Below are 22,019 nucleotides of genomic sequence, written 5' to 3'. Positions count from 1 at the left end.
GTCGTCGCCTTCCTACAGAGTTGCCCGGGCAGGCCGGTCGGGAGTGGTCGGATGACCGTCGATCGGGACGCCGATGGTGACGGGCATATTGTCGATCAGCCGGGTCGCACCCAAACGGGCCGCGATCAGCAGGCGGGCATTACCGCTCACCGGATCCGCACTCAGATCCGAACCGCGCAGGGCCAGATAATCGAGTTCGATCGCGGGCGCGGAATTCAGCACGTAATGCGCGGCCTCCAGCACCTTCTCCGGGCCCAGGCCCGACGCATGCCGACCCGCCGCCAGCGCCGCCGACAAGATGGTGGCCAGCTCCCGCTGCTCCGCGTCCAGGAAGCGATTCCGGGAGGACAGGGCCAGACCGTCCGCCTCCCGGACCGTGGCGACCGGGACGATCTTCAGATCGAAATTCAGATCCCGCACCAGCTGCCGGATCAGCGTCAGCTGCTGATAATCCTTCTCGCCGAAGAACGCCTCGTGCGGGCGGCAGATCTGGAACAGCTTCGCCACCACCGTCAGCACACCGGCGAAATGACCGGGGCGGGAAGCGCCTTCGAGCTCGTCACCCAGCGGGCCCGGATGCACCGTGGTGCGCGGGCCCTCCGGGTACATCTGCGCGGCACTCGGCGCGAACACCAGCTCCACACCCTCGCCGCGCAGCAGCTCCACATCCGCGTCCAGGGTGCGCGGGTACTTGCCGAGATCCTCGTTCGCGCCGAACTGCAAGGGATTCACGAAGATCGAGACGATCACGACCTGATTCGTGCGCTTGGCCTGCCGCACCAACTCCAGGTGACCCTCGTGCAGCGCACCCATGGTCGGCACCAGCGCGACCTTGCGGCCCACCGTCCGCAACGCCTTCGACACCGCCGTCACGATCGCCGGATCGTGCAGCACCGTCAGCTCACCGCGCTTGTAACTGCCACGCAGTTTCGGGTCCATCAGCGTCCTTCCAGCAGATCGAGCAAGTCGGGATTGGTCTGCGCGCGCTCCGCGGCCCGCAGCGACTGCGCGCGATAACCCGCCGCGAGACGCGGATCGAGAGCCTCGAACGCGGCCAGATGCGCGGCCACCGCGGCCACATCGCCACGCGCCACCGGGCCGGTCAGCGCGGCCGGGCCACGCCGCAGCGCATTGTCGAGGGCCGCCGACGCCAGCGGCGCCAACATGCGCTCGGCCAGGCCGTTCGGCTGCTCGTCGATCGTCTGCTGACCGAGTAGACCCGGACCGGCCAGCGCCGCACGCAACGCCTCCACCGCATCCACGATCAAGGTCACCAGATGGTTGCTGCCATGCGCGAGCGCCGCGTGATAGAGGGTGCGGTTCTCCTCCGCCACCCGCACCGGCTCCCCGCCCATCTCGATGACCAGCGACTGCGCGATGGCATAGCCGATATCGTCCGCGGCCGTCACACCGAAGCAGGCATTCGCCAGCCGGGCCACATCCTCATCGTGACCGGTGAACGTCATGGCCGGATGAATCGCCAGCGGCAGCGCACCCAGCGCGGTCAGCGGCGCCAGCACCGCCACCCCGTTCGCACCCGACGTATGCGCCACAATGGTGCCCGGCCGCACCGCGTTCGCGGCCGCCAAACCGGCCACCAGCCCGGCCAATTCGCTATCCGGAACAGCCAGGATCAGCAGTTCGCTGCGCGCCGCGACCTGCTCGGCCGGCAGGATCCGCGACTCCGGCAGTCGCGTCCGGGCACGCCGCACCGACGCATCCGAAATCGCCGAGATGCCGAACACCACATGACCCGCACGCTCCAGCGCCACACCCAGGGCGGAACCGACGCGTCCCGCCGAGACGATTCCCACCGTCAACCGTGCAGGCGCAGGATCGGTTCCGCAGACATCCTTGTCCGAGGTCACTTCGTCCTCTCGAAAGTCGTTCCAGTCCCGCCATGCGGGTACCGGACGTTACCCGCCGAGAATATCGCCACCCATTCGCGACAGCCATTCTCTGTGGGCTATGCCACCCCGCCTCTCCGCGCCTTCAGCGCACGACCGAGAGCCGTCGACCGTTTTGCACGCGACCGCCGGTCAGGTGAAACACCGATTTCGGCCGTTCCCGGCGAGTTACCCCCGCACTTGCGAAATCAGTCGTCACGTCTCGCTGTTTCAGCGGTCCGTTTCGGAGCGGAGGTTCGCCATGATCTCGGCGACCGAGAGACGAGGAGCGGAGTCGTCGGTGGATTCGTCGGAGCGGCGGCGCCGGCGGGAGCTGGCGGTGCCGATGGGAGTCGACGGGGCGGCCGGCGGGGTCAGGCGAGGGGTCGGATCGGTGGGGGTGTTGCCGGCCGGGGCCAAGTCGGTTTCGAACCACGGGACCGTGTTGAGGGGGTCCGTATTGAGGGGGTTGAGGGGGTCGGACAAGTTGGTGAGTTTGGCGGTGCGGACGGACGAGGCCGGTTCCGGAGTGGGCGCTGCGGCCGGGGTGACGGGTTGCGAATCCGGTTCGGCGGCAAGCGGTTCCGCTGCCGAGGCGGCAGGGGTGGGCGGCGCCGTGCGGGATTCGGCCGCGCGGCCATTGCCGGGCTGCGGCTCGCGGGCACTGCCGGGCTGCGGCTCGCGGGCACCGCCCGGCTGCGGTCCGTGAGCGTTGCCGGATTGCGCTTTGAGGGCCTCGGCGCGCTCGTAGTCGAGGCGCATCGAATCGGTGACCACCGAAGTTTCGGCGGTCACCGGGTCGTCGTAGGGGGTGGCGAAGGCCGGGGGCGCGGGGTGATCGGGTTCGAAGACCGGGGTGATGCGGCTGCGCGGGTCGTCGTCGGCCGCGGAGGACCACGGATCCCACGGCTCGGCGTCATCCCAGTTATCGTTCGCCGCAGGCGGGTTGATGGCGGGGTCGCGACCGGGAAGTTCCTGCACCCGGACCGCATCCGCACGCAGGGCGGGCCGTTCGAAGGGCAATTCACCGTCGAACAGACGCTGCAGGTTCTCGCGCAACACCGTCAGTTCGGCGCGCAGGGCGGCCATTTCCGTGGCGTCCGCGCCGACTTCCTGCCGCACCCGCGCCTCGACCGCGAGCTCGTATTCGCGGCGGGCAGCAACCTCGCGCTCCAACTGCAGTTGGTAGACCTTCTGAAGGTCACCGACTTTCGCCTTGTCGACGGCCGCTTCCCTGCGATAACGCGTCACGGCGAGGGCTCCCAGCGCGGCCGCCCAGAGCGCCGCGACCAGACCCACGCGAATCATATGCACGTTATCGCTGAAGACCAGGAAAACACTGGCTATCAGACCGAGGAGGAGCAGTACGCCGGTGAAGAACTTTCCCGCGTCCTCCCGCCGTCGACGGGAAGTACTGCTACGGGCGGGTGAAACCATGTCCGCCAGCGTAGCTTGAACTAGCGACCAGGGCGGCCACCTTGTCAACGATCATCGTGAATCTGTTAGCTAAGAGGTAGCTGCATCATCGGGCGGATCGATCGGTGCCCGACAGCAATACTCCAGCCACAATGCCGCCGCCACCAAGGCCGCACCCGCGACCAGACCCACCACCACACCCGGCGTATCCGACGACGCCGCCCGCAGATCCGACCGCTGCGCCAGCAACCACACCAGGAACCCCAGCCAGATACCACCCACCAGCGACCCCACCTGCGTCGACGCCTTGGCCAGCGCCACCGCCCGCGCCACCGTGATCGGATGCAACTGGCGCGGCCCCTCCCCGATCCCCCGGTTCTCCACCCGCTGCCGAATCATGAACGCCAGCACCGCTTCCAGCAGCGCCACCGGCAGCAGCGAAGCACCCGAGAACACCGAGATCGCCGGAAAACTCGAATACGCCGCGTTCGTCACCAACCAGGCCACGACCGCCGCCAGCAGCACATTCGCACACAGATCGAGAATCCGCGTCGGCTTCATGCCGTCGTCCACCCCAGGGTGAGTTCGGTGCGCCGCACACCGGCGATCTCGCCGGCATCCAACGCGGACAACCACTCTCCGAGCGAATGCGCCGCCTCGGCCGTCTCCAGCACCGCGCCCGGATCCACCTCCAACCACGGAATCAGCACGAAGGCCCGATTGTGCGCCTGCGGATGCGGCAGCGTCAGCAGCGGATCCGCACTGCGCACCACCACCTCACCCGCGGGCCGCCGGCGCGTGGCCGACACCACATCCACATCCAGAGTGCGCGCACCCCAACGGACCTCACGCACCCGCCCGGCCGCCTGCTCCAACTGCTGGCCCAGCTTCAGCCAGTCACTGGGCTCCAGCCCCGGATCCTCGGCCACCAGCACCGCATTCAGGTAATCCTGCTGCGGCACCCCACCCCACGGCGGCGTCGAATACACCGACGACACCGCCAGCAGACGCGGGCGCAACGCCTCCACCACACTGCGCAGATGCGCGAGCCGATCGCCGAGATTGGAACCGATCGACAGGACTACGCGGGTCACCTACTCCTCCGATTCGCGACGACGGGACGTGACTACGCGGACGTCTTCGAAGGTATGCGGGATCGGCGCGGAAGGCTTGTGCAGCACCACTTCCACAGCCTGGATACGCGGATCGTTCATCACCTCGTCGGCGATCTGTGACACCACCGTCTCGATCAGATCCCGCGGCTCACCCGCTACGATCGCCGCGACCTGATCCGCCAGCTCGCCGTAATGGATCGTGTCGGCGATGTCGTCGGACTTCGCCGCGGCCGAGAAATCCGTCCACAGCGTCACATCCACCACGAACTCCTGGCCGTCCTGCTTCTCGAAATCGAAGACGCCGTGATGACCGAAGACACGCAGACCGCGCAACTCGATCCGATCGGTGCTCACCGGGCTCACCGGAAATCTCCCTCCCGCACACGAATCTGCTTCTCCCGCACCCGGGTCACCGCCCGCATACAGGCATCGGCGGTGGCGATCGCATCCAGCGACGCGCGCACATCGTGCACGCGCACACCCCACGCACCGTGCTCCGCGGCCAGCGCGGAAATGGTGGCGGTCGCCACCTCGCGCCCGTCCGGCGGGCGCGGGCCCTGTTCGTCAGCCAGCAGGGCGCCCAGGAAACGCTTCCGGGACGCACCGATCAGCACCGGGAACCCGGCTTCACGCATACCGGCGGGACCGGAACACAAGGCGCCCAGCAGATCCCAGTTGTGCTCGGCATTCTTGGCGAAACCCAGGCCCGGATCCAGAATCAGCCTGGCGGGGTCGACACCACCCGCCACCGCCGCGTCCACCTGCACACGCAGCTCGGACCAGACATCGGCGACCACATCGTCGTACTGCTCGGCCGGGCCCGCGTGGCGATAGTCCGCCGCCGCCCGCCAATGCATGAGGATCCACGGAACCCCGGCGGCCGCAACGACTTTCACCATATCGGTGTCGGCGCGCCCACCGGAGACATCGTTGACCATGGTCACGCCCGCCTCGACGGCGGCCTCCGCGACCCGCGCGCGCATGGTGTCCACACTGGTCGGCACGCCCGCCGCGGACAGCGCACGGATCACCGGAACCACCCGCGCCGCTTCGGTTTCCGGATCGATGCGCACCGCACCCGGCCGCGTCGACTCACCACCGATATCGATGATGTCGGCACCCAGCTCGTACAACTCGAGCCCGTGCGCCACCGCCAGCCCCGGGTCCAGATAGCGCCCGCCGTCGGAAAAAGAATCGCTGGTGACATTCACCACACCCATCACCACCGTGGAGCGGCCACCGCGGGGAAGCACCGAACCGGCCCCCCGCGTACCGCTCTCGGCCATGGTGGGTGCGCTCACTTCCGGAGGATCAGGTCGAGGGCCTCGGAGCGGGAGGCCGCACTGGACTGCAGTAAACCGCGCACCGCGGAGGTGGTGGTGCTGGCGCCGGGCTTGCGGATGCCGCGCATCGCCATGCACAGGTGCTCGGCCTCGATGACCACGATCGCGCCGCGCGGATCCAGCTTCGCCATCACCGCATCCGCGATCTGCGAGGTGAGCCGCTCCTGCACCTGCGGGCGCTTGGCATACAGATCGACCAGGCGGGCCAGCTTCGACAGGCCCGTCACCCGGCCGTGCACGCCCGGAATGTAGCCGACATGCGCGACACCGTGGAACGCCACCAGATGGTGTTCACAGGTCGAGTACATGGGAATGTCGCGCACCAGCACCAGTTCCTGATGACCCTCGTCGAACGTGGTGTTGAGTACCTCGGCCGGATCGGTGTACAGGCCGGAGAACATCTCCCGGTAGGCCCGCGCCACCCGCGCCGGCGTATCCGCCAGGCCCGGACGATCCGGATTCTCGCCGACCGCCATCAAAAGCTCGCGCACGGCAGCCTCCGCGCGCGCCTGATCGAACGGCCGACCGGTGTCGAGCGCGATCGGGCCGGAGACGACACTGTTGTTGGCCGACAATCGACACCTCCTGTGTTGAAACGCCGCGGTGGGGCGGCGGCTCGCGACGCCCGCGGCCCGGGCCCGCCATCCCGGATCACACCCGCCGGAGCAGGCACGATCCCGAATCGAGCGGGTCCCGAGCCGGGGCCGCGAACTTCCTCGAGCGTATCCGTGCGGTCGTCAGCGACGACCGTTCGGTCCGTCCCAACCGTTGTTGTCGTCCTCGTCATTCCCGGCCGCCGGTTGCGCGTCCCGGGCCGGGCCCTGACCCGGCGCATAACCGGGACGGCCGTACTCGGGCTGCCCACCCGGCTGATAGCGCTGCCCACCGGCCGGCGCCCAGCCACCGTAGGACTGCCGCGGCTGCTGCTCGGGCTGATCCTCCTGCGGCGGCCAGCCCGGAGCCGACCAGCCCGCCGGAGCGCCGTAATCCGGGCGCGAACCGTGCGTCCCGCCGCCACCGTGCCGCGGGTAACCGGGCTGCGGCTGCGCCGGATAACCGGCCGGCGCGGGCGCCGGATACCCGTAGGGTCCGGGCGCGCCGTACGGCTGCGGAGCACCGTAGGGCTGCTCGACCGGGTAACCGCCATTGGCGGGCTGCGGTACCGGGCGGGCCTCGGGGACCTCGTCCGGCCACGGCTCGCCGCGTTCCGCGGCCAGCTCGCGCGGCGTCTTCACCGGCGGGCGATCCGACGGGATGCGATCACCGAAATCGTTGAAAGCCGTGATGCGCGGCCGCTTTTCGACGGTTTCCAGGACGGTCTCGAGATCCTTGCGGTGCAGGGTCTCGCGTTCCAGCAGCGCGGTGGCGAGGGAGTCGAGCTCGTCGCGGTAGTCGTTGAGCACCGCCCACGCCTCGGTATGCGCGGCCTCGATGAGGTTGCGCACCTCCTCGTCGATCTCGCGGGCCACCTCGTGCGAGTAGTCCGGGGTCATGCCCATGGACCGGCCCAGGAACGGGTCGCCCTGTTCCTGGCCGTAGCGGACCGCGCCCAGGCGGGCGCTCATGCCGTATTCGGTCACCATCGCGCGAGCGATCTTGGTGGCCTGGTCGATATCCGAGGACGCGCCGGTCGTGGGCTCGTGGAACACCAGTTCCTCGGCCGCGCGGCCGCCCATGGCCATCACCAGGCGGGCGATCATCTCCGAGCGGGTCATCAGGCCCTTGTCGTCCTCGGGCACGGTCATGGCGTGGCCGCCGGTGCGGCCGCGGGCCAGGATGGTGACCTTGTAGACGGGCTCGATATCCGGCATCGCCCACGCGGCGAGAGTGTGACCCGCCTCGTGGTAGGCGGTGATCTTCTTCTCTTCCTCGCTGATGATGCGGGACTTGCGCCGGGGGCCGCCGATGACGCGGTCGACCGACTCCTCGAGCGCCGCACCCGTGATCAGGTTGCCGTGCTCACGCGCGGTGAGCAGGGCGGCCTCGTTGATGACGTTGGCCAGATCCGCGCCGGACATGCCGACCGTGCGCTTGGCCAGCCCGTCCAGGTCCGCATCGGGTGCGATCGGCTTGCCCTGCGAGTGCACGCGCAGGATCGCGCGCCGGCCCGCGAGGTCCGGATTGCCCACCGGGATCTGCCGGTCGAAACGACCCGGGCGCAGCAGCGCCGGATCCAGGATGTCGGGCCGGTTGGTGGCGGCGATGATGATCACGCCGGTGCGCTCACCGAAGCCGTCCATCTCGACGAGCAACTGGTTCAGCGTCTGCTCACGTTCGTCGTGGCCGCCGCCGAGGCCGGCGCCACGCTGACGGCCGACCGCGTCGATCTCGTCCACGAAGATGATGCAGGGACTGTTCTGCTTGGCCTGATCGAACAGGTCACGCACGCGGGAGGCACCGACACCCACGAACATCTCCACGAAGTCCGAACCGGAGATCGTGAAGAACGGCACGCCCGCCTCGCCCGCGACCGCGCGCGCCAGCAGTGTCTTACCGGTACCGGGCGGGCCGTAGAGCAGCACGCCCTTGGGGATCTTCGCGCCCAGCGCCTGATAGCGGGCCGGGTTCTGCAGGAAGTCCTTGATCTCGTAGAGCTCTTCGATGGCCTCGTCGGCGCCCGCCACATCCTGGAACGTGGTCTTGGGCATGTCCTTGGAGAGCAGTTTGGCCTTCGATTTACCGAAGCCCATCATGCCGCCGCGGCCACCGCCCTGCATGCGGGCCATCACGAAGATGAACAAGCCCAGCAGGACCACCATGGGCAGCATGAACAGCAGGATCTGGCTCAGCCAGGAGTCCTGCTTGACGCTCGTGTTGACCTTGGCGCCGGAGGCTTGCGCGGCCTGGAACACCTGCTGGGACACTTCGCCGCCGCCGGGGTACTTGGCGATGATCTTCGTATCGCCGCCGGTGGCGTCATTGCCCTTGTTCAGCGTGATGCGCAGCTGCTGCTCTTTGTCGTCGATCTGGACCGACGACACATTGCCTTTGTCTTGAAGCTGGGAGAGCGCCACCGAGGTATCGACGCTATGCCAGCCGCGCGTGTCGTTGCTGAAATAGCTGACCAGGTAGATCACGAGCAGGAAGCCCGCGACTATGGCCAGGTTGCGGAACACAGTCTTGCGGTTCATAGAGCGTCGGCCGGCGGCCAATCCTTTCCGGGGGGTGTATCCGGTTTGCCTGCGATGCTTTGTCGTTACCAATCGAGTGACGGGCTGGCCCGTTCGCATCGATTGGATGCGGACATGCCACGTTACCGCGTACGGTCTAGTCGTTACATCGCGCAGTTCGGCAGCTGGTGCAGTTCAACAGGTAAACGGCTGGAGAACGCGGGTGGTTCCCCGACCATCTGCGGCAACACGTCGGGTCGATCACCCCCTGGTGTCGGACCGAGTGGTCACAATCATGGCATGGTCGTCCTATCGTGAGTGACGACACAACAGAGCGCAGGGGGTATGGACATAGTCGAGCTACGGACACCCACAGCGATTGTGCGTCACGGTAACGGGCGGTTGACGGTATTGCGGCCCGGGACGGACGGCGAGCGCGTGCTCGACGTGCCGGTCAGCGACCTGTTGAAGGTCCGCTTGAACCGACGCGCCGATGACGCCGTCGTCATCGAGATCTATCTCCGCTACCCGACGCCCGTGCTCACCGGTGTTCCCGCCGATCGGACTCCACTACCCGTGCTGATCGCCGAGCACGATGTGCCCGCGGCGACGGTGATCGTCGAGCGGATCAACAATCAGATTCTGGCCACCCAGCGCCTGGAGGTCGGTGCGCCCGATCTCACACCGCCGACGCCGTCCTGGGGCCGTACCGGCCCGACGCGCGCCGATGTGGACCGCGCGGTCCGGCGGATGTCGCCCAAGCGCGACGCGAAGGCGGCCGTCGCCGCCCTGCACCGGTTCGCCACCGTGGACGAGTACGTGCTGGAGACGGCGCTCGTCACCGCGCAGCCGCCCGCCCCGAAGGCGCCGGGCCTGCTGGCGATCACCACGAATCGCCTGATCTTCATTTCCACCGGGACGTCGAAGAAATTCGCGCACGAATTGCCGATCGCGGCGCTGTTGTGGGCGCGTACCACGGACGAGTCCGCGGCCGCTCCGGGCGAATTCGGGGTCGAGCTGAACGATGGAAACCTCACCTGGTATTTCAGCGGAACCGATCGCGCCGACACCGAAAGGGTAACGGGCGCACTGAATTTCGCAATACAGCGGGAAACCGCCGACGGTTCCGCGGGGCCCGCCGACCCGGGTGTGTCGAAGTTGTACGGGGAATGGGAGTTGCTGGTCGAGCGCCATTCCCTCGGCATGGTGGACGATGCGCAATTCCAGCGTTACGGGCGCGGGATCCTGCGCTCACTGCCGGACTGATCAGCCGGTCGGCGGATCACTGCGGACGGATATCGGGAAACGGCCCGCCTCTTCGTGAGGCGGGCCGTTTTCCGTTCTCGGGCGTTCCGCGGCGTGCAGGCGCCGTCAGGCGGTCGGTGCGGCCGGTTCCTCGGGTTGCAGCTCCACGCGCCGCCACGGGCTGGTGGGGCGGGTCCACAGGCGCAGCAGTTCCATGCGCCGGTCCACGCCACCGGTTTTCAGTTCGGCGAGGTCCTCGCAGGCCTGCCAGTAGGTCCAGCCGGCCAGGTAGGCGTCGCCGAACTGCCGCCAATTGCGGTATTTCCGCTGCGCCGGGGGTAACGCGCGCAGCAGGTAGTCCCAGGCGATATCGGCGTCGAGGTAGCCGGCGGTGTAGGCCATGCGGGCGACGGCGACCACGCGGGCCAGGTCCCAGGCCTGGATATCGGTGGGCAGCGGGCGGACCAGGTGGTCGGTGAGGCCGAGTTTGATGGCCTGCGACCAGATGTCGTAATCGCGGACCAGGGCTTCGGGATTCTCCATGCCGCGGAACGAGCCGACCTGCCGCAGGAAGGCGCGGTGCCGGTCGGCGCGTTCGCCGAAGCGGTCGCGTTCGGAGGAGTTGATGGCGGCCATGACGAGTGGGTGCACCAGCGCGTAGAGCGGTGAGTGCATGCCGTCGAGGAGTTGTTCCATGGAGGCCATGGCTTCGGTGCCGTCGGTGATGCCCCAGGCGCCGGTGAGGGTGTCGATGGCGAGTTCCCGGCGGTCGCCGAGCGGATGCTGGCGTTCCGGTCCGAGCAGCAGGGCGTCGTGGAAGGCGTCCCAGCGCGCCGAGTAGAAGCCGCCGAGCGCGAGGGCGCGCAATTCCTCGTCGTTCACCTGCGCACCCGACCAGTGGTCTTCCTCGCGTTGATCGAGCTCCGGGTAGGGGAAGGTCGTCAGCGATGGCACGTCGCGAGCGGGCATGCCATCGATTGTTCCCCATCGATCTTGGAGTGGCCCACTATTCGCCGATGCCGTGTGGCGGCATGCACAGCAAACTCCGGCGGCCGGCTCATGCGGGTGCCGGCGGCCTACTCGAGCAACTGTCTGAATCTCGCCCTGTCACACAAGGTAATCGGGCGCTAACCTGTGCGGGTATGAGTGGGAACATCACCCTGCTGCGTGGGCTGGAGCCGCCCGCAACGGAGCAGGAAATCTACGCCGCCGCACAGGAATACGTGCGGAAGATCGGTGGCGTGTCCGGTTTGACGACGACTACGAAGGCGGCTGTGGACAAGGCGGTGGCGGCGATCGCCGCGGCCACCACGCAGTTGCTGTCGGAGTTGCCGGAACGCCGGTTGCCCTCCGAGGCCGAGCCGCCGACGCGCAGGCCGCGTGTCACGGCTGTGGTCGAAGACGCGAGCTGAGGTTTCGCGGGGTGTTCAGACCCCGTAGACGGCCACGCAGTCGAGTGCGATGTCGAGTCGCGGTCCGCGGTGGTCGATGGAGTGACCGAGTAGTTCCGTTATGCGCTGGATGCGGTAGCGGACCGTGTTCTTGTGCACGCCGAGCAGTTTCGCGGCCGCGTCGGGGCTGCGTCCCGCCCGCAGGTAGGCGTGCAAGGTTTCGCGCAGTCGCGCGGAGTGCGGGCCGGGTGCGGCGAGGGCGCCGAGTTCGCGGGCGATGAGTGCGCGCATGGCGGTTTCGTCGAGGCCGGTCAGGTAGGCGACTTCGACGTCGGGGTAGTGCACCGCGCGGGCGAGGCCCGGCCGGGCGCGTTCGGCGACCTGGCGGGCGGCGACGGCTTCGCGGTGGCTGTCGCGGAAGCCGGCGAGGTGTGCGGCGGGGGTGCCGATGGCGACATGGACGGGTGCCTCGACCGACCATGCCGTGTCGGTGGCGTCGGGTGGTTCGCCGTCGACGCCGATCCAGGCCCACAGGGCGGAGGCGCCGGCGGGCATGGTGAAGGCGCTGCCGTTGCCCACGCCGGTGGCGTAGCGGGAGACGGCCCGTTCGAGGAGTCCGGCCGCGTCGCCGGAGGCGTCGGGCCGGGGGCCGCTGCCGTCGGCGCGGAGCGGGGTGGTGTCCTCGTCGGTCCACAGGACGAGGGCGAGGTGTCGTTGCGTGAGCCGGTATCCGAGCCTGGCCGAAGCACTTTCGAGGTCCGGGTCCATGCCGTCGAGGACGCCGCGTACGAGTTCGGCGCGTTGTTCGAGGGCGGCGCGCAGTCCGCGTTCGCGTTCTTCCATGTAGGTGTCGGTGAGGGCTTCGACGGAGTGGCTGATCCAGCGGGTGGTGCGGTCGAAGAGGCGGAGCAGGACGGCGCGTTCGATGTCCTGCGGGAGTTGGCGTTCCTCGAGGATCTCGCTCATGTAGTCGATGACGGCTTCCTGCCCGAAGTGGTAGACGCGCAGGAGGAGCCGGATGTCGTGGCCGCGGCGGGCGAGGGTGCGGGCGAAGGCGTGGGCTTCTTCGGGGACCGGGTAGTCGAAGCGGTCCTGGGTGAGGCCGCTGAGGACTTCGAGGGCGTGGGCGCGGCTGCTGGCGGCGAGGTCGCGGCGGATGTCGCGGTCGCGGAGTTCCGGGATGCGGGCGATGATCGCCTCGTCGAGGCGGGTGACGACCTGTTCGAGGGTTTCGGTGTGCAGGGTTTCGGCGACGAAGTCGGCGATCCACTGCCGGATTTCCGCGGTGGTTGCGGTGGTCGCCACGAACTCCTCCGAACTTGTACTCGAAGCACAAAACCGGCGGGAACAATTGACCCGATATGCCAAGAATGTGGTTCCCGAATTGTGTCACGATCATAGACCAGTGAGCTGTAGCACAGCTCGCCGTTCGCAATGCAGCGCACGTGGGAGAGGCCGTCGTGACCAATACCGAACCTGCCGCGGGGTCACCCCGCAAGACCGGGACCCGTAAGCCCGCCGGAACCAAGGCGGTCCCGAAGCCGCCCGCCGAGATCCCCACGGAGATCGAGGTGCGTAATCCCGCGACCGGAGCGCTCGCGGGCACGGTGCCGATCGATTCCGCCGACACGGTGGCGGCGAAGGTGCGGGAACTGCGCCTGTACCAGCCGGAGTGGGAGGCCATCGGCCCCGACGGCCGCAAGGAATGGCTGCTGAAGCTGCAGGACTGGCTGGTGGACAACACCGATCACCTGGCGGACGTACTGCAGTCGGAAACCGGTAAGGCGCGGGTGGATTCGCTCATCGATCCCGCGTTCTCGGTGGACCTGACCGGTTACTACGCGCGCCGCGCCGCGAAATTCCTTGCGGACGAACATCCTTCGCCGCACAGCCCGCTGGCCCGGGTGAAGTCGCTGACCACCGTCTTCCGGCCGTATCCGGTGGTGGGTGTGATCACGCCGTGGAACTTCCCGCTGGCCATGCCGGTCATCGATGTGATTCCGGCGCTGGCCGCGGGTGCGGCGGTGATTCTGAAACCGTCCGAGGTGACGCCGCTTTCGGCTCTCGAACTGGCGCGCGGCTGGCGGGAGATCGGTGCGCCGCCGGTGTTCGAGGTGGTCACGGGTGCGGGTGAGACCGGTGCGGCGGTGGTCGCGAACGCCGATTACATCCAGTTCACCGGATCCACCGCGACCGGCCGCCGGATCGCCACGGCGTGCACCGAGCGGATGATCCCGTTCAGTCTCGAACTGGGCGGCAAGGATCCGGCCATCGTGCTCGCCGATGCCGATCTGGATCGCGCCGCGCACGGTATCGCCTTCGGCGGCCTGTTCAATGCGGGGCAGGTGTGTATCTCGGTGGAGCGCGTGTACGTGGAAGCGCCGGTCTACGACGAGTTCCTGAAGAAGCTGACGGCCGCCGTCAAGGAGGTCCGGCAGGGTGTCGACGGCCGGAAACCCCAGTACGACATGGGCGCCCTCGCCAACGAGAATCAGGCGAATATCGTGCAGCGGCACGTGGACGAGGCCGTGAAGGCGGGCGCGCGAGTGACCACCGGCGGCAAACGCACCGGTGTCGGAACGCTTTTCGAGCCCACTGTACTGGCGGATGTGGATCACACCATGTCCTGTATGACCGAGGAGACCTTCGGTCCCACCCTGCCGGTCATGAAGGTGGCCGATGAGGCGGAAGCCGTTCGACTGGCAAATGATTCGATCTACGGCCTGTCCGCGTCGGTGTGGAGCGGTGACAAGGATCGCGCGGAACGCATTGCGCGCCAGTTGAATGCGGGCGCGGTCAATATCAACGATGTGTTCGCGAACATGTTCAGTTTCGCGCTGCCCATGGGCGGCTGGGGCCTGTCCGGCACCGGTGCGCGCTGGGGTGGCCCGAACGGGGTGCGGAAGTACTGCCGGCAGCAGGCGATCACCAAGCCGATCCTGCCGACGCAGACCAAGGAGCCGTTGTGGTTCCCGTATTCGCCGCCGAAGCTGACCTTCGCCATGGCGGCCATGCGGGCGGCGGGCACGCGGGGTATCCGCCGGATCAATGTGCCGGCCATCATCAAGACCGTCAGGGGACTGTAATGCCGGATTTCGGCTCGATCGCGGGCAAGGTGGTGGTGATCACCGGTGGTGCGCGCGGTATCGGCCTGGCCACCGCGAAGGCGCTGCAGGCGCTGGGCGCCAAGCTCGCCATCGGTGATATCGACGAGGCGACCGTGAAAGAGTCCGGTGCGGCACACGATTTCGCGGTCTTCGGCAAGCTGGATGTCACCGATCAGCAGTCGTTCGCGGGGTTCCTCGACGACGTGGAGCACCGGCTCGGCCCGATCGATGTGCTGATCAACAATGCCGGGATCATGCCGACGGGGCGGCTGGTGGACGAGCCGGATCAGATCACCCGCCGCATTCTCGACATCAATGTGTACGGCGTGATCCTGGGTTCCAAGCTGGGCATCGCGCGCATGCTGCCGCGTGGCCGCGGGCAGGTCATCAATATCGCGTCGCTCGCGGGTGAGACGCATATTCCGGGTCTGGCCACCTACAACGCGTCCAAGCACGCGGTGCTCGGTTTCACCGACACGCTGCGGGAGGAGTATCGCGGGACGGGTCTGCGGTTCTCGTCGGTGCTGCCGACGCTGACGAAGACCGAGTTGGGGTCGGGCGTGAGCTCGCCGACGCGGTTGCTGAAGCCGGCCGAGCCGGAGGAGATCGCGGACGCCATCGTCAAGCTGATCGCGCAGCCGCGGTCGAAGGTGCGGGTCACCGCGATGGCGGGGGTCATCTCGCAGCTGTTCGGCCTGTTGCCGGAGTCGGTCAGCGATGCGCTGGGCCGGGCGCTGGGCGCGCAGTCCGCGTTCCTCGACGATGTGGACTCCGACGCGCGCAAGGCGTACGAGTCGCGGGTGCGCGACTAGCGGGTGCCGCCGTGGGTAGGGTCGGCGGCATGGGCAGTGCGAGTGCGGTATTCGTCGGATTGGCGACGCTCGACCTGTCCTATGCCGTCGGCCGCTATCCGGCGGAGGACAGCAAGACCCAGGCAGATGACCTGTTCCTGGGTGCGGGTGGCCCGGCCGCCAATGCGGCGGTGACGTACGCGTTCCTGTCCGGGCGTAGGCCCCGGCTGGTGACGGCGCTGGGCAAACACGCACTGGCCGAGCTGATTCGCGAGGATCTGCACCGGTGCGGGGTCGAGGCGGTGGATCTGACGCCCGGGGCGGATCGGCAGCCGCCGGTGTCGTCCATCATCGTGGCGACGGAGGCGGCGACGCGAACCATTGTGTCGCTGGACGGTTCGCGTATCCGGCCGGTACTGGAGGATGCGACCGGTCAGTTGGGCAGTGCGGCAATGGTTCTCGTTGACGGGCACTACGGTGAACCGGCACTGCGTATCGCCGCGGCTGCCCGGGCGGCGGGTATTCCGGTGGTACTGGATGCGGGACGCTGGCGGCCCATCCATGCCGAATTGCTGCCGCTCGTGGATATCGCCATTTGCTCGTCGGCTTTCGAACCGCCTGGTGTGCGGTCCGATTCGCTCGATGCGGTTTTCGATTTCCTGCATGCGGCGGGACCGGATCGGGCCGCGATCAGCCGGGGTGATCACCCCATCGCTTATTCGGCGCCGTCGGGACGCGGGAAGATCGCGGTACATACCGGCCGGGCGGTGGACACGCTGGGCGCGGGCGATATTCTGCACGGCGCGTTCTGTCATTTCCACGGCGGCGGTGCGGATTTCGCGACCGCGCTCACGCAGGCGGCGGAGGTGGCGACGCTGTCCTGCGGGTTCGTCGGTACCCGCGAATGGATGCGGCACTTCCGGGAGCGGCGTGATCAGTCGATGCGGTAACCGCGCCCGGCTTTCTTGATGATCAGGTCGGCGTACGGCCGGGTGGCTTCGACCAGCCGGGCATTGCGCATATCACTGTGCGCGACTTTGATTTTCGCGGCCGCGGGGGTGCGGCCACCGCGGATGTGACGGCGGATCAGGCGTTGTTCGATGACGGGCTCGGGGACGTCGAGGTACCAGGTTTCGTCGAGCAGGGGCCGGACGGCGGACCAGCCCGGATGGCCCGGATCGTCGAGTAGCAGGTAGTTGCCTTCGGTGACGACGATGGTCTGTTCCTCGAACACCACTCCGGCCGGGACGGGTTCGTGTAGCTCCCGCGAATAGGTGGGCCACGGCACCGGTTGCCCGGGTGGCGTGTAGCGGACTTCGCGTAGGGCGTCCACGTAGCCGAGGACGTCGAAAGTGTCGGGCTCGCCTTTGCGTTCGAGATTCCCGTCGGCGCGCAGGCGTTCGCCGGCGAGGTGGAATCCGTCCATCGGGGCGATCTCGGCGAGGCGGCGGCCGGCGGCCAGGTTCAGTTCGTCGCGGATGCCGCGGGCGAGCGTGGATTTGCCCGCACCGGGCGGGCCGGCGATGCCCAGGACGAACCGGCCGTGCTGTCCGTTCGCACGTCGGCGGACACGCGCCGCCAGCTCCGCCAGGGAGGTTTCGACACTGCCGCGGGTCGCCACCGCATCAACCCTACGGACTTGCACCGGAATTCGTTGCGGGCGCGCCCTAACGGTTACCTGGCGCCCTGCGGTATCGCCCGCATGAGCGCGTCCAGATCCGCTTCCAGCAGCCGGAACAATCGATAGGTGAGGACGAACGCGAGAATGCCGCCGACACTCAGGAACCGCAGCGGCACGATCACGAGGCCGAGGTCGTGCTGATCGACCAAGGTCGCACTCGCCACGCCCAGCAGTGGCACCAGGGCGGCCGCGGCCAGATAGAAATTACTGCGCCGCGCCAGCGCCGCCAGTTGCCGCCGATCCGCGGGGCCGACCGAACCGCGCGCCAGTAATTGCGGATACAGCGACCGCACCGCGTACACCATGATCAGGAAGAACGGATACGCGAGCGCGATCGCCGCGCACACCAGCTGTGCGGTGAAGAAATGCAGGAAAGCGTTGTGCGGCAGGTCCGCTCCCATGGCCTGTAGCGTCAGCGGCCACGCCACGCCCGCGATCACCCACGCCGCGAACGGCAACCAGACCGCACGCTCCCCCATGAGCAGGGTGTCCGCGCGCGCCCGCGCGAGTTCCGCGGGACTGTAGGCGTGGCCGCGTCCCAGCCGGTACGAGACGGTGAGCGGTCGCCGCGCCAGCCACAGCAACAGCACCGCCACCAACGGGAAGGCGACGACATTGTTGACCAGTGCGACCGTCGCGAACCGATGCTGATCCGCCACCGACAGCTCGTCCACGATCAGGCTCTGATTGATGCGGATGTTGTAGAGGCTGGCCAGCGCATTCGGCAGCCCGACACACATGGCCGCGATCGGCACCGGCCAGCCGCGCAGCCGCGCCTGCCAGCGGCCCGGCGGCGGATCCACCAGATCCCGGGCCCGCGGGTCGAGGCACAGGTCCAGCTGACCCGCCAGGTCGGCGCCGTGCTGCCAGCGGAGGTCGGGATCGGGGCTCAGGCATTCGAGCAGGACCCGGCGCAGGGCCGCGGGCGTATCGGCGGGCAGCTGTTCCAGGGCCTTCGGGGACACTCCCGCTTGCCGCTGCGCCAGCATTTCCGCCACCACCGAACGCTCGGGTTCGGTGTCTTCCGGCCCGGGCTGCCGACCGTCGGCAGCGACGGCGGAATCCTGCGGGTGGCCGGTCCCGGCGGGGAGGTCGTCGAACGGCAGTGTGCCGGTGAGCATTTCCCACAGCAGCAGGCCGAGCGAGTAGATGTCGCTGCGCTCATCCGGCAGCGAAGAGTTCGGGTTCAGCAGTGCCGCAAGCACTTCCGGTGAGCGGTATCGCAGTGCGGCGGGATCGCCGGCGACCGCGCCGTGCCCGTTCAGGTTCCCGGCGGCCCAATATACGGGTCCCAGCATGAAGTCCGCCAGCTTCGGCACGCCCTCGGCCGTGAACAGCACATTCCCGGGCCGGATGTCGTGATGCAGGACCCCTTGCCGCGCCGCGTGATCCAGTGCCCCGGCCAGCCGCCGCCCGACCCAGGCCACTGTTTCCGGCCAGCTCAGGGCCGCGATCTCGGCGCGCACCGAGGAGCCGGACGGCCGGATCTCGCCGCGCGCTTCCATGGCCGCGTCCACCGCGCGCAACAGCAGTTCGCCGCTCCGCGGTCGCGGGTCGCCGGCGTCGTCGAACGCTGCCAGCAGTTCCTGGACCGCGCCGCCCGGGAGGTACTGCATGTACAGCAGCCGCAACGGTTTTCCGGTGCTGCCGTCGGCGATGAGGCGCTGGTCGAAGACGCGGACGATGTGCGGGTGGTCGAGCTGGGCGACGGTGTCGGTGTCGCTGTCGGCGCCGGCTTCGACGCGGACCGCGACCAGGCGTTGCATGGAGAGCTGGCGGGCCAGGAACATGCGGCTGTGGTCGCCGCCGCCGAGATCGGTGAGGAGGTCGAAATCGTCGAGGCGACGCCCGATTTCGATACCGTCGGGCAGGGTGGGTGGTGCGGGCACGGGTGCGTCGCCGGTGAGGCGGCGGCGGATCTCGGCGGCGATCGCCGGGTATTCGGCGGTGAAGTCGTCCACGTCGACGGGCCGGTAGCGGCTGCGCGCCAGGTATTCCTCGCACACCAGGTCGGCGAATTGCGGGCTGTGCGTGACCTCCGGGAATTCCTCGAGGTATTCGGTGATGCGTTTCTCCAGGCCGGCGCGCCGCCAGCGGCGGTGCAGGTCGATGCGCACCAGGTCGGCGAGGACGGTGAGCCGGGCCTCGCGGCCGTCGGGGACGTAGCGGTCCAGGCGCGGCGGTTCGGTGCGGTCGCCGCGCAGCGTGGATTCCCAGTCGGCCGTGAACCGGGCGACGGCCTCCTCCGGCAGTTCACTCACGATCCGGCACCGGTCCCGTGTCCTCGTGCACAGTCGGTGATTCTGTGTCATCGCGCACCGGGCGGCCCGGCGACACCACGCGTTCCAGGGCGGCCAGATCGGATTCCAGGGCCCGGAACATCACGTACACGGCCACGAACGCGAGAATGCCGCCGACGCTGAGCACGCGCACCGCGACGATCACCCGCGGAATGTCCTCGGGCGGCAGGAAGGTCACGCCCGCCACCGCCAGCAGCGGTACCGCCGCGGCCACCGCCAGATAGTTGTTGCAGCGGCGGCCGAGCCGATGCAGCCAGACCGCGTCCTCGGCGCTGATATCGCCGTGCCGCAGGAACATCGGATAGATGCAGCGCACCAGATAGAAGGTGACCAGGAAGAACGGGTAGGCGACCGCGATCGCCCCGCACACCACCAGCGACACCAGGAAATGCACGACGCCGCTGGTCGGCAGGTCCTTGGCGGTCAGCCGCAGCACCAGCGGGAAGCCGATGCCCGCCAGCACCCACAGCGAGAACACTACGAACGAAATCCGTTCTCCGGCAAGGAGTACGTCGGCGCGGGCGCGGCGTAGCATGCCCGGGTCGTAGTCGCGGCCCCGGCGCAGGCCGCGCGGCACCACCAGCACATACCGGCACAGATAGGTGATGGCGATCGCCCCGAGCGGGAAGAACACCAGGTTCACGGTGGCCGTGGTGAGCGCGAAGGTGTGCATGGCGCCGTCGGACAGATGGCTGATGATGAACGCCCGGTTGTGCGCGATGTTGTACAGCGAGGCCAGTACGTTCGGTACCGCGATGGCCAGGCCGACCAGCGGAATCATCCACGGCCGCAACCGCCGCCGCCAACTGTGCGGTGGCGGGTCGACCAGGTCGCGGGCGCGGGCGTCCAGGCACAGCTCGAATTGTTTGGCGAGTGCGGCGCCGTCCGCCCAGCGGTCCGCGCGGTCGGGCGCCAGGCAGGTGAGCAGGACGCGGCGCAGCGCGGCCGGGCAATCGGGCGGCATCCGGTCCAGGGCGGCGGCTTCCACGCCGCCGCGTCGCCGTGCCAGCATGGCTTCCAGGGTGGTGCGGTCGCCGTGATCGCCGGGTCCCGCGGTGCTGTCGTCGAAAGGTTTTGCGCCGGTGAGCAGTTCCCACAGCACCACGCCGAGGGAGAAGATGTCGGCGCGGGTGTCCAGGTCGGCGGCGGTGCGCGCGACCCCGGGATGGCAGGCCTCCAGCTGTTCCGGCGACATGTAGGACAGGGATCCGCCGAAGTAGGAGACGGGGCTCGCACTGTCCAGGGTGCGGCTGAAGCTGATGTTGAAGTCGGCGAGTTTGGGCGCCGCCTCCGCGGTGAGCAGGATGTTCGCGGGTTTCACGTCGCGGTGCAGCACCCCGTGCCCGTCCGCGTAGTCGAGGGCTTCGGCGAGCCGGCGACCCAGCCACGCAACGGTTTCCGGCCAGGACAGTCCGGCGAGTTCGGCGCGCACGCTGGAATCGGTGGGCCGGATCTCGCCCTTCTCCTCCATGGCGGCGTCCACGGCGTCGAGCAGTAGTTGCCCGCTGCGTTCCGTGGGCGGGGTGGCGCGCACCCAGCGCAGCACGCCCAGCAGGGTGCCGCCGGGCAGGAACTGCATGTACAGCAGTCGCAGCCGGCGCCCGGTATCGGTGTGCCCGCCGGACATCAGCCGCTGGTCGAAGACGCGCACGATGTAATCGTGATCCAGCTGGGCGAGGGTCTGCGGTTCGGTGCCGTGGTCGGCGGAGATCTTCACCGCGACCAGGCGTTGCAGCGATCGTTGCCGGGCCAGGAACACGCGTGCGAAGGCGCCGCTGCCGAGGCTGGTGAGCAGGTCGAAATCGTCTATGCGCTGGCCGATCTCGATGCTGTCGAGCAGATCGCCGACCTCGTCGGCGGCCTTGCCGGTGGTGGCGGCCGCGGCGAGACCGGTCTGCTGGAGGGCATCGGCGTGCACGGTGAGCTCGCCGGGCGTGGGCACGTGGGTGGTTTCGCCGGCGCGGGTGGCGGAGCTGTCGCCGGCGGTGTGCCGGCGGGTCTCGTCGAACCGTGACCCGGCACCGGTGTCGGGCGGCGTGACGGCGCGGCGGCCGAGTGTTTCGTCGGAGACGGTGCTGCTGCTGCGGGTGGATTCGTCGAAGTGGCTGCGGCGGGTGCTCTGGTCCTCGTCGTCGGCGTTCAGCAGTTCCCGCAGCTCGGCGGCCTGCTGCGGGTATTCGCGCAGGCAGTCGCGCGGGTCGACGCGTACGCCGCTGTGCCGGCGGATGACGAATTCCTCGTACACCAGCCCAGCGGGCAGCTCATGGGGTGCGAGTTCGGGAAACTCCGTGCAGTAGTCGCCGAGCCGTTTCGGCTGCGAGCGGCCTGGCGGGACACCGCTACGGCCCGGCGGCAGGCCGGGGCGGCGCAGCCAGCGATGCCGCATGTCCACGCGGATCAGTTCGATCAGCGCGGTCAGCCGCAGCGTGGTGGCGTCGGGCAGGAAATCGGCGATACGCGGCGGCGAGCCACCCGCGTCCCACGCTGCCGTGAAGGCCGTGACCGCGCTGAATTCCGTTCCGGCCGAGTAAGGCCCGGAGCGGTGGTCGGAACCAGAAGCCATGTCCGCACCCATCTGGCTCGGCACGGATACCGTGGAATCCGCACTCTCGATCCGGGGATGCGACGGAGAAA

Annotated in this window: 19 protein-coding genes; 5 read left to right on the top strand and 14 right to left on the bottom strand. The window is 68.5% G+C overall.

Annotation, left to right across the window (positions count from 1 at the left end; genetic code table 11):
• Nucleotides 1–12: 12 nt before the first annotated feature.
• The 9 genes from panC to ftsH all read right to left on the bottom strand — a co-directional run bounded on the left by panC (nucleotide 13) and on the right by ftsH (nucleotide 8,891).
• The gene (panC, locus tag ACIP5Y_RS34680) at nucleotides 13–939 is read right to left on the bottom strand and encodes a pantoate--beta-alanine ligase (protein WP_400356612.1); all 927 of its coding nucleotides are present in this window, start codon (nucleotides 937–939) and stop codon (nucleotides 13–15) included.
• A complete protein-coding gene (locus ACIP5Y_RS34675; RefSeq protein WP_400356611.1) occupies nucleotides 939–1,868 on the bottom strand; it encodes a Rossmann-like and DUF2520 domain-containing protein in 930 nt (309 codons plus the stop codon). Before ACIP5Y_RS34675 ends, panC begins: the two co-directional genes overlap by 1 nt.
• Before the next feature lie 249 nt (nucleotides 1,869–2,117).
• On the bottom strand, nucleotides 2,118–3,323 hold the full coding sequence (locus ACIP5Y_RS34670; protein WP_400356610.1) for a DUF6779 domain-containing protein: 1,206 nt from the start codon (nucleotides 3,321–3,323) through the stop codon (nucleotides 2,118–2,120).
• Between the two features lie 69 nt (nucleotides 3,324–3,392).
• Complete coding sequence (locus ACIP5Y_RS34665) at nucleotides 3,393–3,863, bottom strand: DUF3180 domain-containing protein (protein ID WP_400356609.1); 471 nt, start codon at nucleotides 3,861–3,863, stop codon at nucleotides 3,393–3,395.
• Entirely contained in the window at nucleotides 3,860–4,396 is a 537-nt protein-coding gene (gene folK / locus ACIP5Y_RS34660) for a 2-amino-4-hydroxy-6-hydroxymethyldihydropteridine diphosphokinase (RefSeq protein WP_397005354.1), read from the bottom strand. Before folK ends, ACIP5Y_RS34665 begins: the two co-directional genes overlap by 4 nt.
• The gene (gene folB / locus ACIP5Y_RS34655; RefSeq protein WP_400356945.1) at nucleotides 4,397–4,771 is read right to left on the bottom strand and encodes a dihydroneopterin aldolase; all 375 of its coding nucleotides are present in this window, start codon (nucleotides 4,769–4,771) and stop codon (nucleotides 4,397–4,399) included.
• Between the two features lie 5 nt (nucleotides 4,772–4,776).
• On the bottom strand, nucleotides 4,777–5,703 hold the full coding sequence (gene folP / locus ACIP5Y_RS34650; RefSeq protein WP_400356944.1) for a dihydropteroate synthase: 927 nt from the start codon (nucleotides 5,701–5,703) through the stop codon (nucleotides 4,777–4,779).
• Nucleotides 5,704–5,714: 11 nt separating this feature from the next.
• Nucleotides 5,715–6,335, bottom strand: a complete 621-nt coding sequence (gene folE / locus ACIP5Y_RS34645) for a GTP cyclohydrolase I FolE (RefSeq protein WP_400356608.1) — start codon at nucleotides 6,333–6,335, stop codon at nucleotides 5,715–5,717.
• Between the two features lie 162 nt (nucleotides 6,336–6,497).
• Entirely contained in the window at nucleotides 6,498–8,891 is a 2,394-nt protein-coding gene (ftsH, locus tag ACIP5Y_RS34640; protein WP_400356607.1) for an ATP-dependent zinc metalloprotease FtsH, read from the bottom strand.
• A gap of 381 nt (nucleotides 8,892–9,272) precedes the next feature.
• Between ftsH and ACIP5Y_RS34635 the strand changes: the two genes are divergently transcribed.
• Nucleotides 9,273–10,136: a hypothetical protein gene (locus ACIP5Y_RS34635; protein WP_400356606.1), complete on the top strand. Its 864-nt coding sequence runs from the start codon at nucleotides 9,273–9,275 to the stop codon at nucleotides 10,134–10,136.
• A 105-nt stretch (nucleotides 10,137–10,241) separates the two neighbouring features.
• On the opposite strand, the gene ACIP5Y_RS34630 is transcribed toward ACIP5Y_RS34635, so the two are convergent.
• On the bottom strand, nucleotides 10,242–11,084 hold the full coding sequence (locus ACIP5Y_RS34630) for a DUF1266 domain-containing protein (protein WP_400356605.1): 843 nt from the start codon (nucleotides 11,082–11,084) through the stop codon (nucleotides 10,242–10,244).
• Between the two features lie 173 nt (nucleotides 11,085–11,257).
• Here ACIP5Y_RS34630 and ACIP5Y_RS34625 point away from each other — a divergent pair, with 173 nt between their 5' ends.
• The gene (locus tag ACIP5Y_RS34625; protein WP_400356604.1) at nucleotides 11,258–11,527 is read left to right on the top strand and encodes a DUF2277 family protein; all 270 of its coding nucleotides are present in this window, start codon (nucleotides 11,258–11,260) and stop codon (nucleotides 11,525–11,527) included.
• Between the two features lie 15 nt (nucleotides 11,528–11,542).
• Here the strand turns inward: ACIP5Y_RS34625 and ACIP5Y_RS34620 are convergent, their stop codons facing one another.
• Nucleotides 11,543–12,811: a PucR family transcriptional regulator gene (locus ACIP5Y_RS34620; RefSeq protein ID WP_400356603.1), complete on the bottom strand. Its 1,269-nt coding sequence runs from the start codon at nucleotides 12,809–12,811 to the stop codon at nucleotides 11,543–11,545.
• Between the two features lie 155 nt (nucleotides 12,812–12,966).
• On the opposite strand from ACIP5Y_RS34620, the gene ACIP5Y_RS34615 reads away from it, so the two are divergent.
• The 3 genes from ACIP5Y_RS34615 to ACIP5Y_RS34605 are packed head-to-tail and all read left to right on the top strand — an operon-like array spanning nucleotide 12,967 to nucleotide 16,354.
• Nucleotides 12,967–14,592 (top strand): aldehyde dehydrogenase family protein, encoded by a 1,626-nt coding sequence (locus ACIP5Y_RS34615; RefSeq protein ID WP_400356602.1) that lies wholly within the window; start codon nucleotides 12,967–12,969, stop codon nucleotides 14,590–14,592.
• Nucleotides 14,592–15,425 (top strand): SDR family oxidoreductase, encoded by an 834-nt coding sequence (locus tag ACIP5Y_RS34610; RefSeq protein ID WP_400356601.1) that lies wholly within the window; start codon nucleotides 14,592–14,594, stop codon nucleotides 15,423–15,425. Before ACIP5Y_RS34615 ends, ACIP5Y_RS34610 begins: the two co-directional genes overlap by 1 nt.
• 29 nt (nucleotides 15,426–15,454) lie before the next feature.
• On the top strand, nucleotides 15,455–16,354 hold the full coding sequence (locus tag ACIP5Y_RS34605) for a PfkB family carbohydrate kinase (RefSeq protein ID WP_400356600.1): 900 nt from the start codon (nucleotides 15,455–15,457) through the stop codon (nucleotides 16,352–16,354).
• Here the strand turns inward: ACIP5Y_RS34605 and ACIP5Y_RS34600 are convergent.
• Genes ACIP5Y_RS34600 through ACIP5Y_RS34590 form a run of 3 tightly spaced genes read right to left on the bottom strand, consistent with a single transcriptional unit; the run spans nucleotide 16,339 to nucleotide 21,948 of the window.
• Entirely contained in the window at nucleotides 16,339–17,025 is a 687-nt protein-coding gene (locus tag ACIP5Y_RS34600; protein WP_400356599.1) for a nucleoside/nucleotide kinase family protein, read from the bottom strand. The two genes, ACIP5Y_RS34605 and ACIP5Y_RS34600, sit on opposite strands and share 16 nt — an antisense overlap.
• Before the next feature lie 53 nt (nucleotides 17,026–17,078).
• Nucleotides 17,079–19,346, bottom strand: coding sequence for a protein kinase (locus ACIP5Y_RS34595; protein ID WP_400356598.1), 2,268 nt, complete (start codon nucleotides 19,344–19,346; stop codon nucleotides 17,079–17,081).
• Nucleotides 19,339–21,948: a serine/threonine-protein kinase gene (locus ACIP5Y_RS34590; protein ID WP_400356597.1), complete on the bottom strand. Its 2,610-nt coding sequence runs from the start codon at nucleotides 21,946–21,948 to the stop codon at nucleotides 19,339–19,341. The genes ACIP5Y_RS34595 and ACIP5Y_RS34590 overlap by 8 nt, the downstream gene beginning before the upstream one ends.
• Between the last annotated feature and the right edge of the window lie 71 nt (nucleotides 21,949–22,019).

Origin of the sequence: Nocardia sp. NPDC088792 (assembly GCF_044750615.1) — a bacterium.
Taxonomy (GTDB): Bacteria; Actinomycetota; Actinomycetes; order Mycobacteriales; family Mycobacteriaceae; genus Nocardia.
Note: the sequence above shows the minus strand (reverse complement) of the source record. Positions and strands in the feature narration are given on the sequence as shown.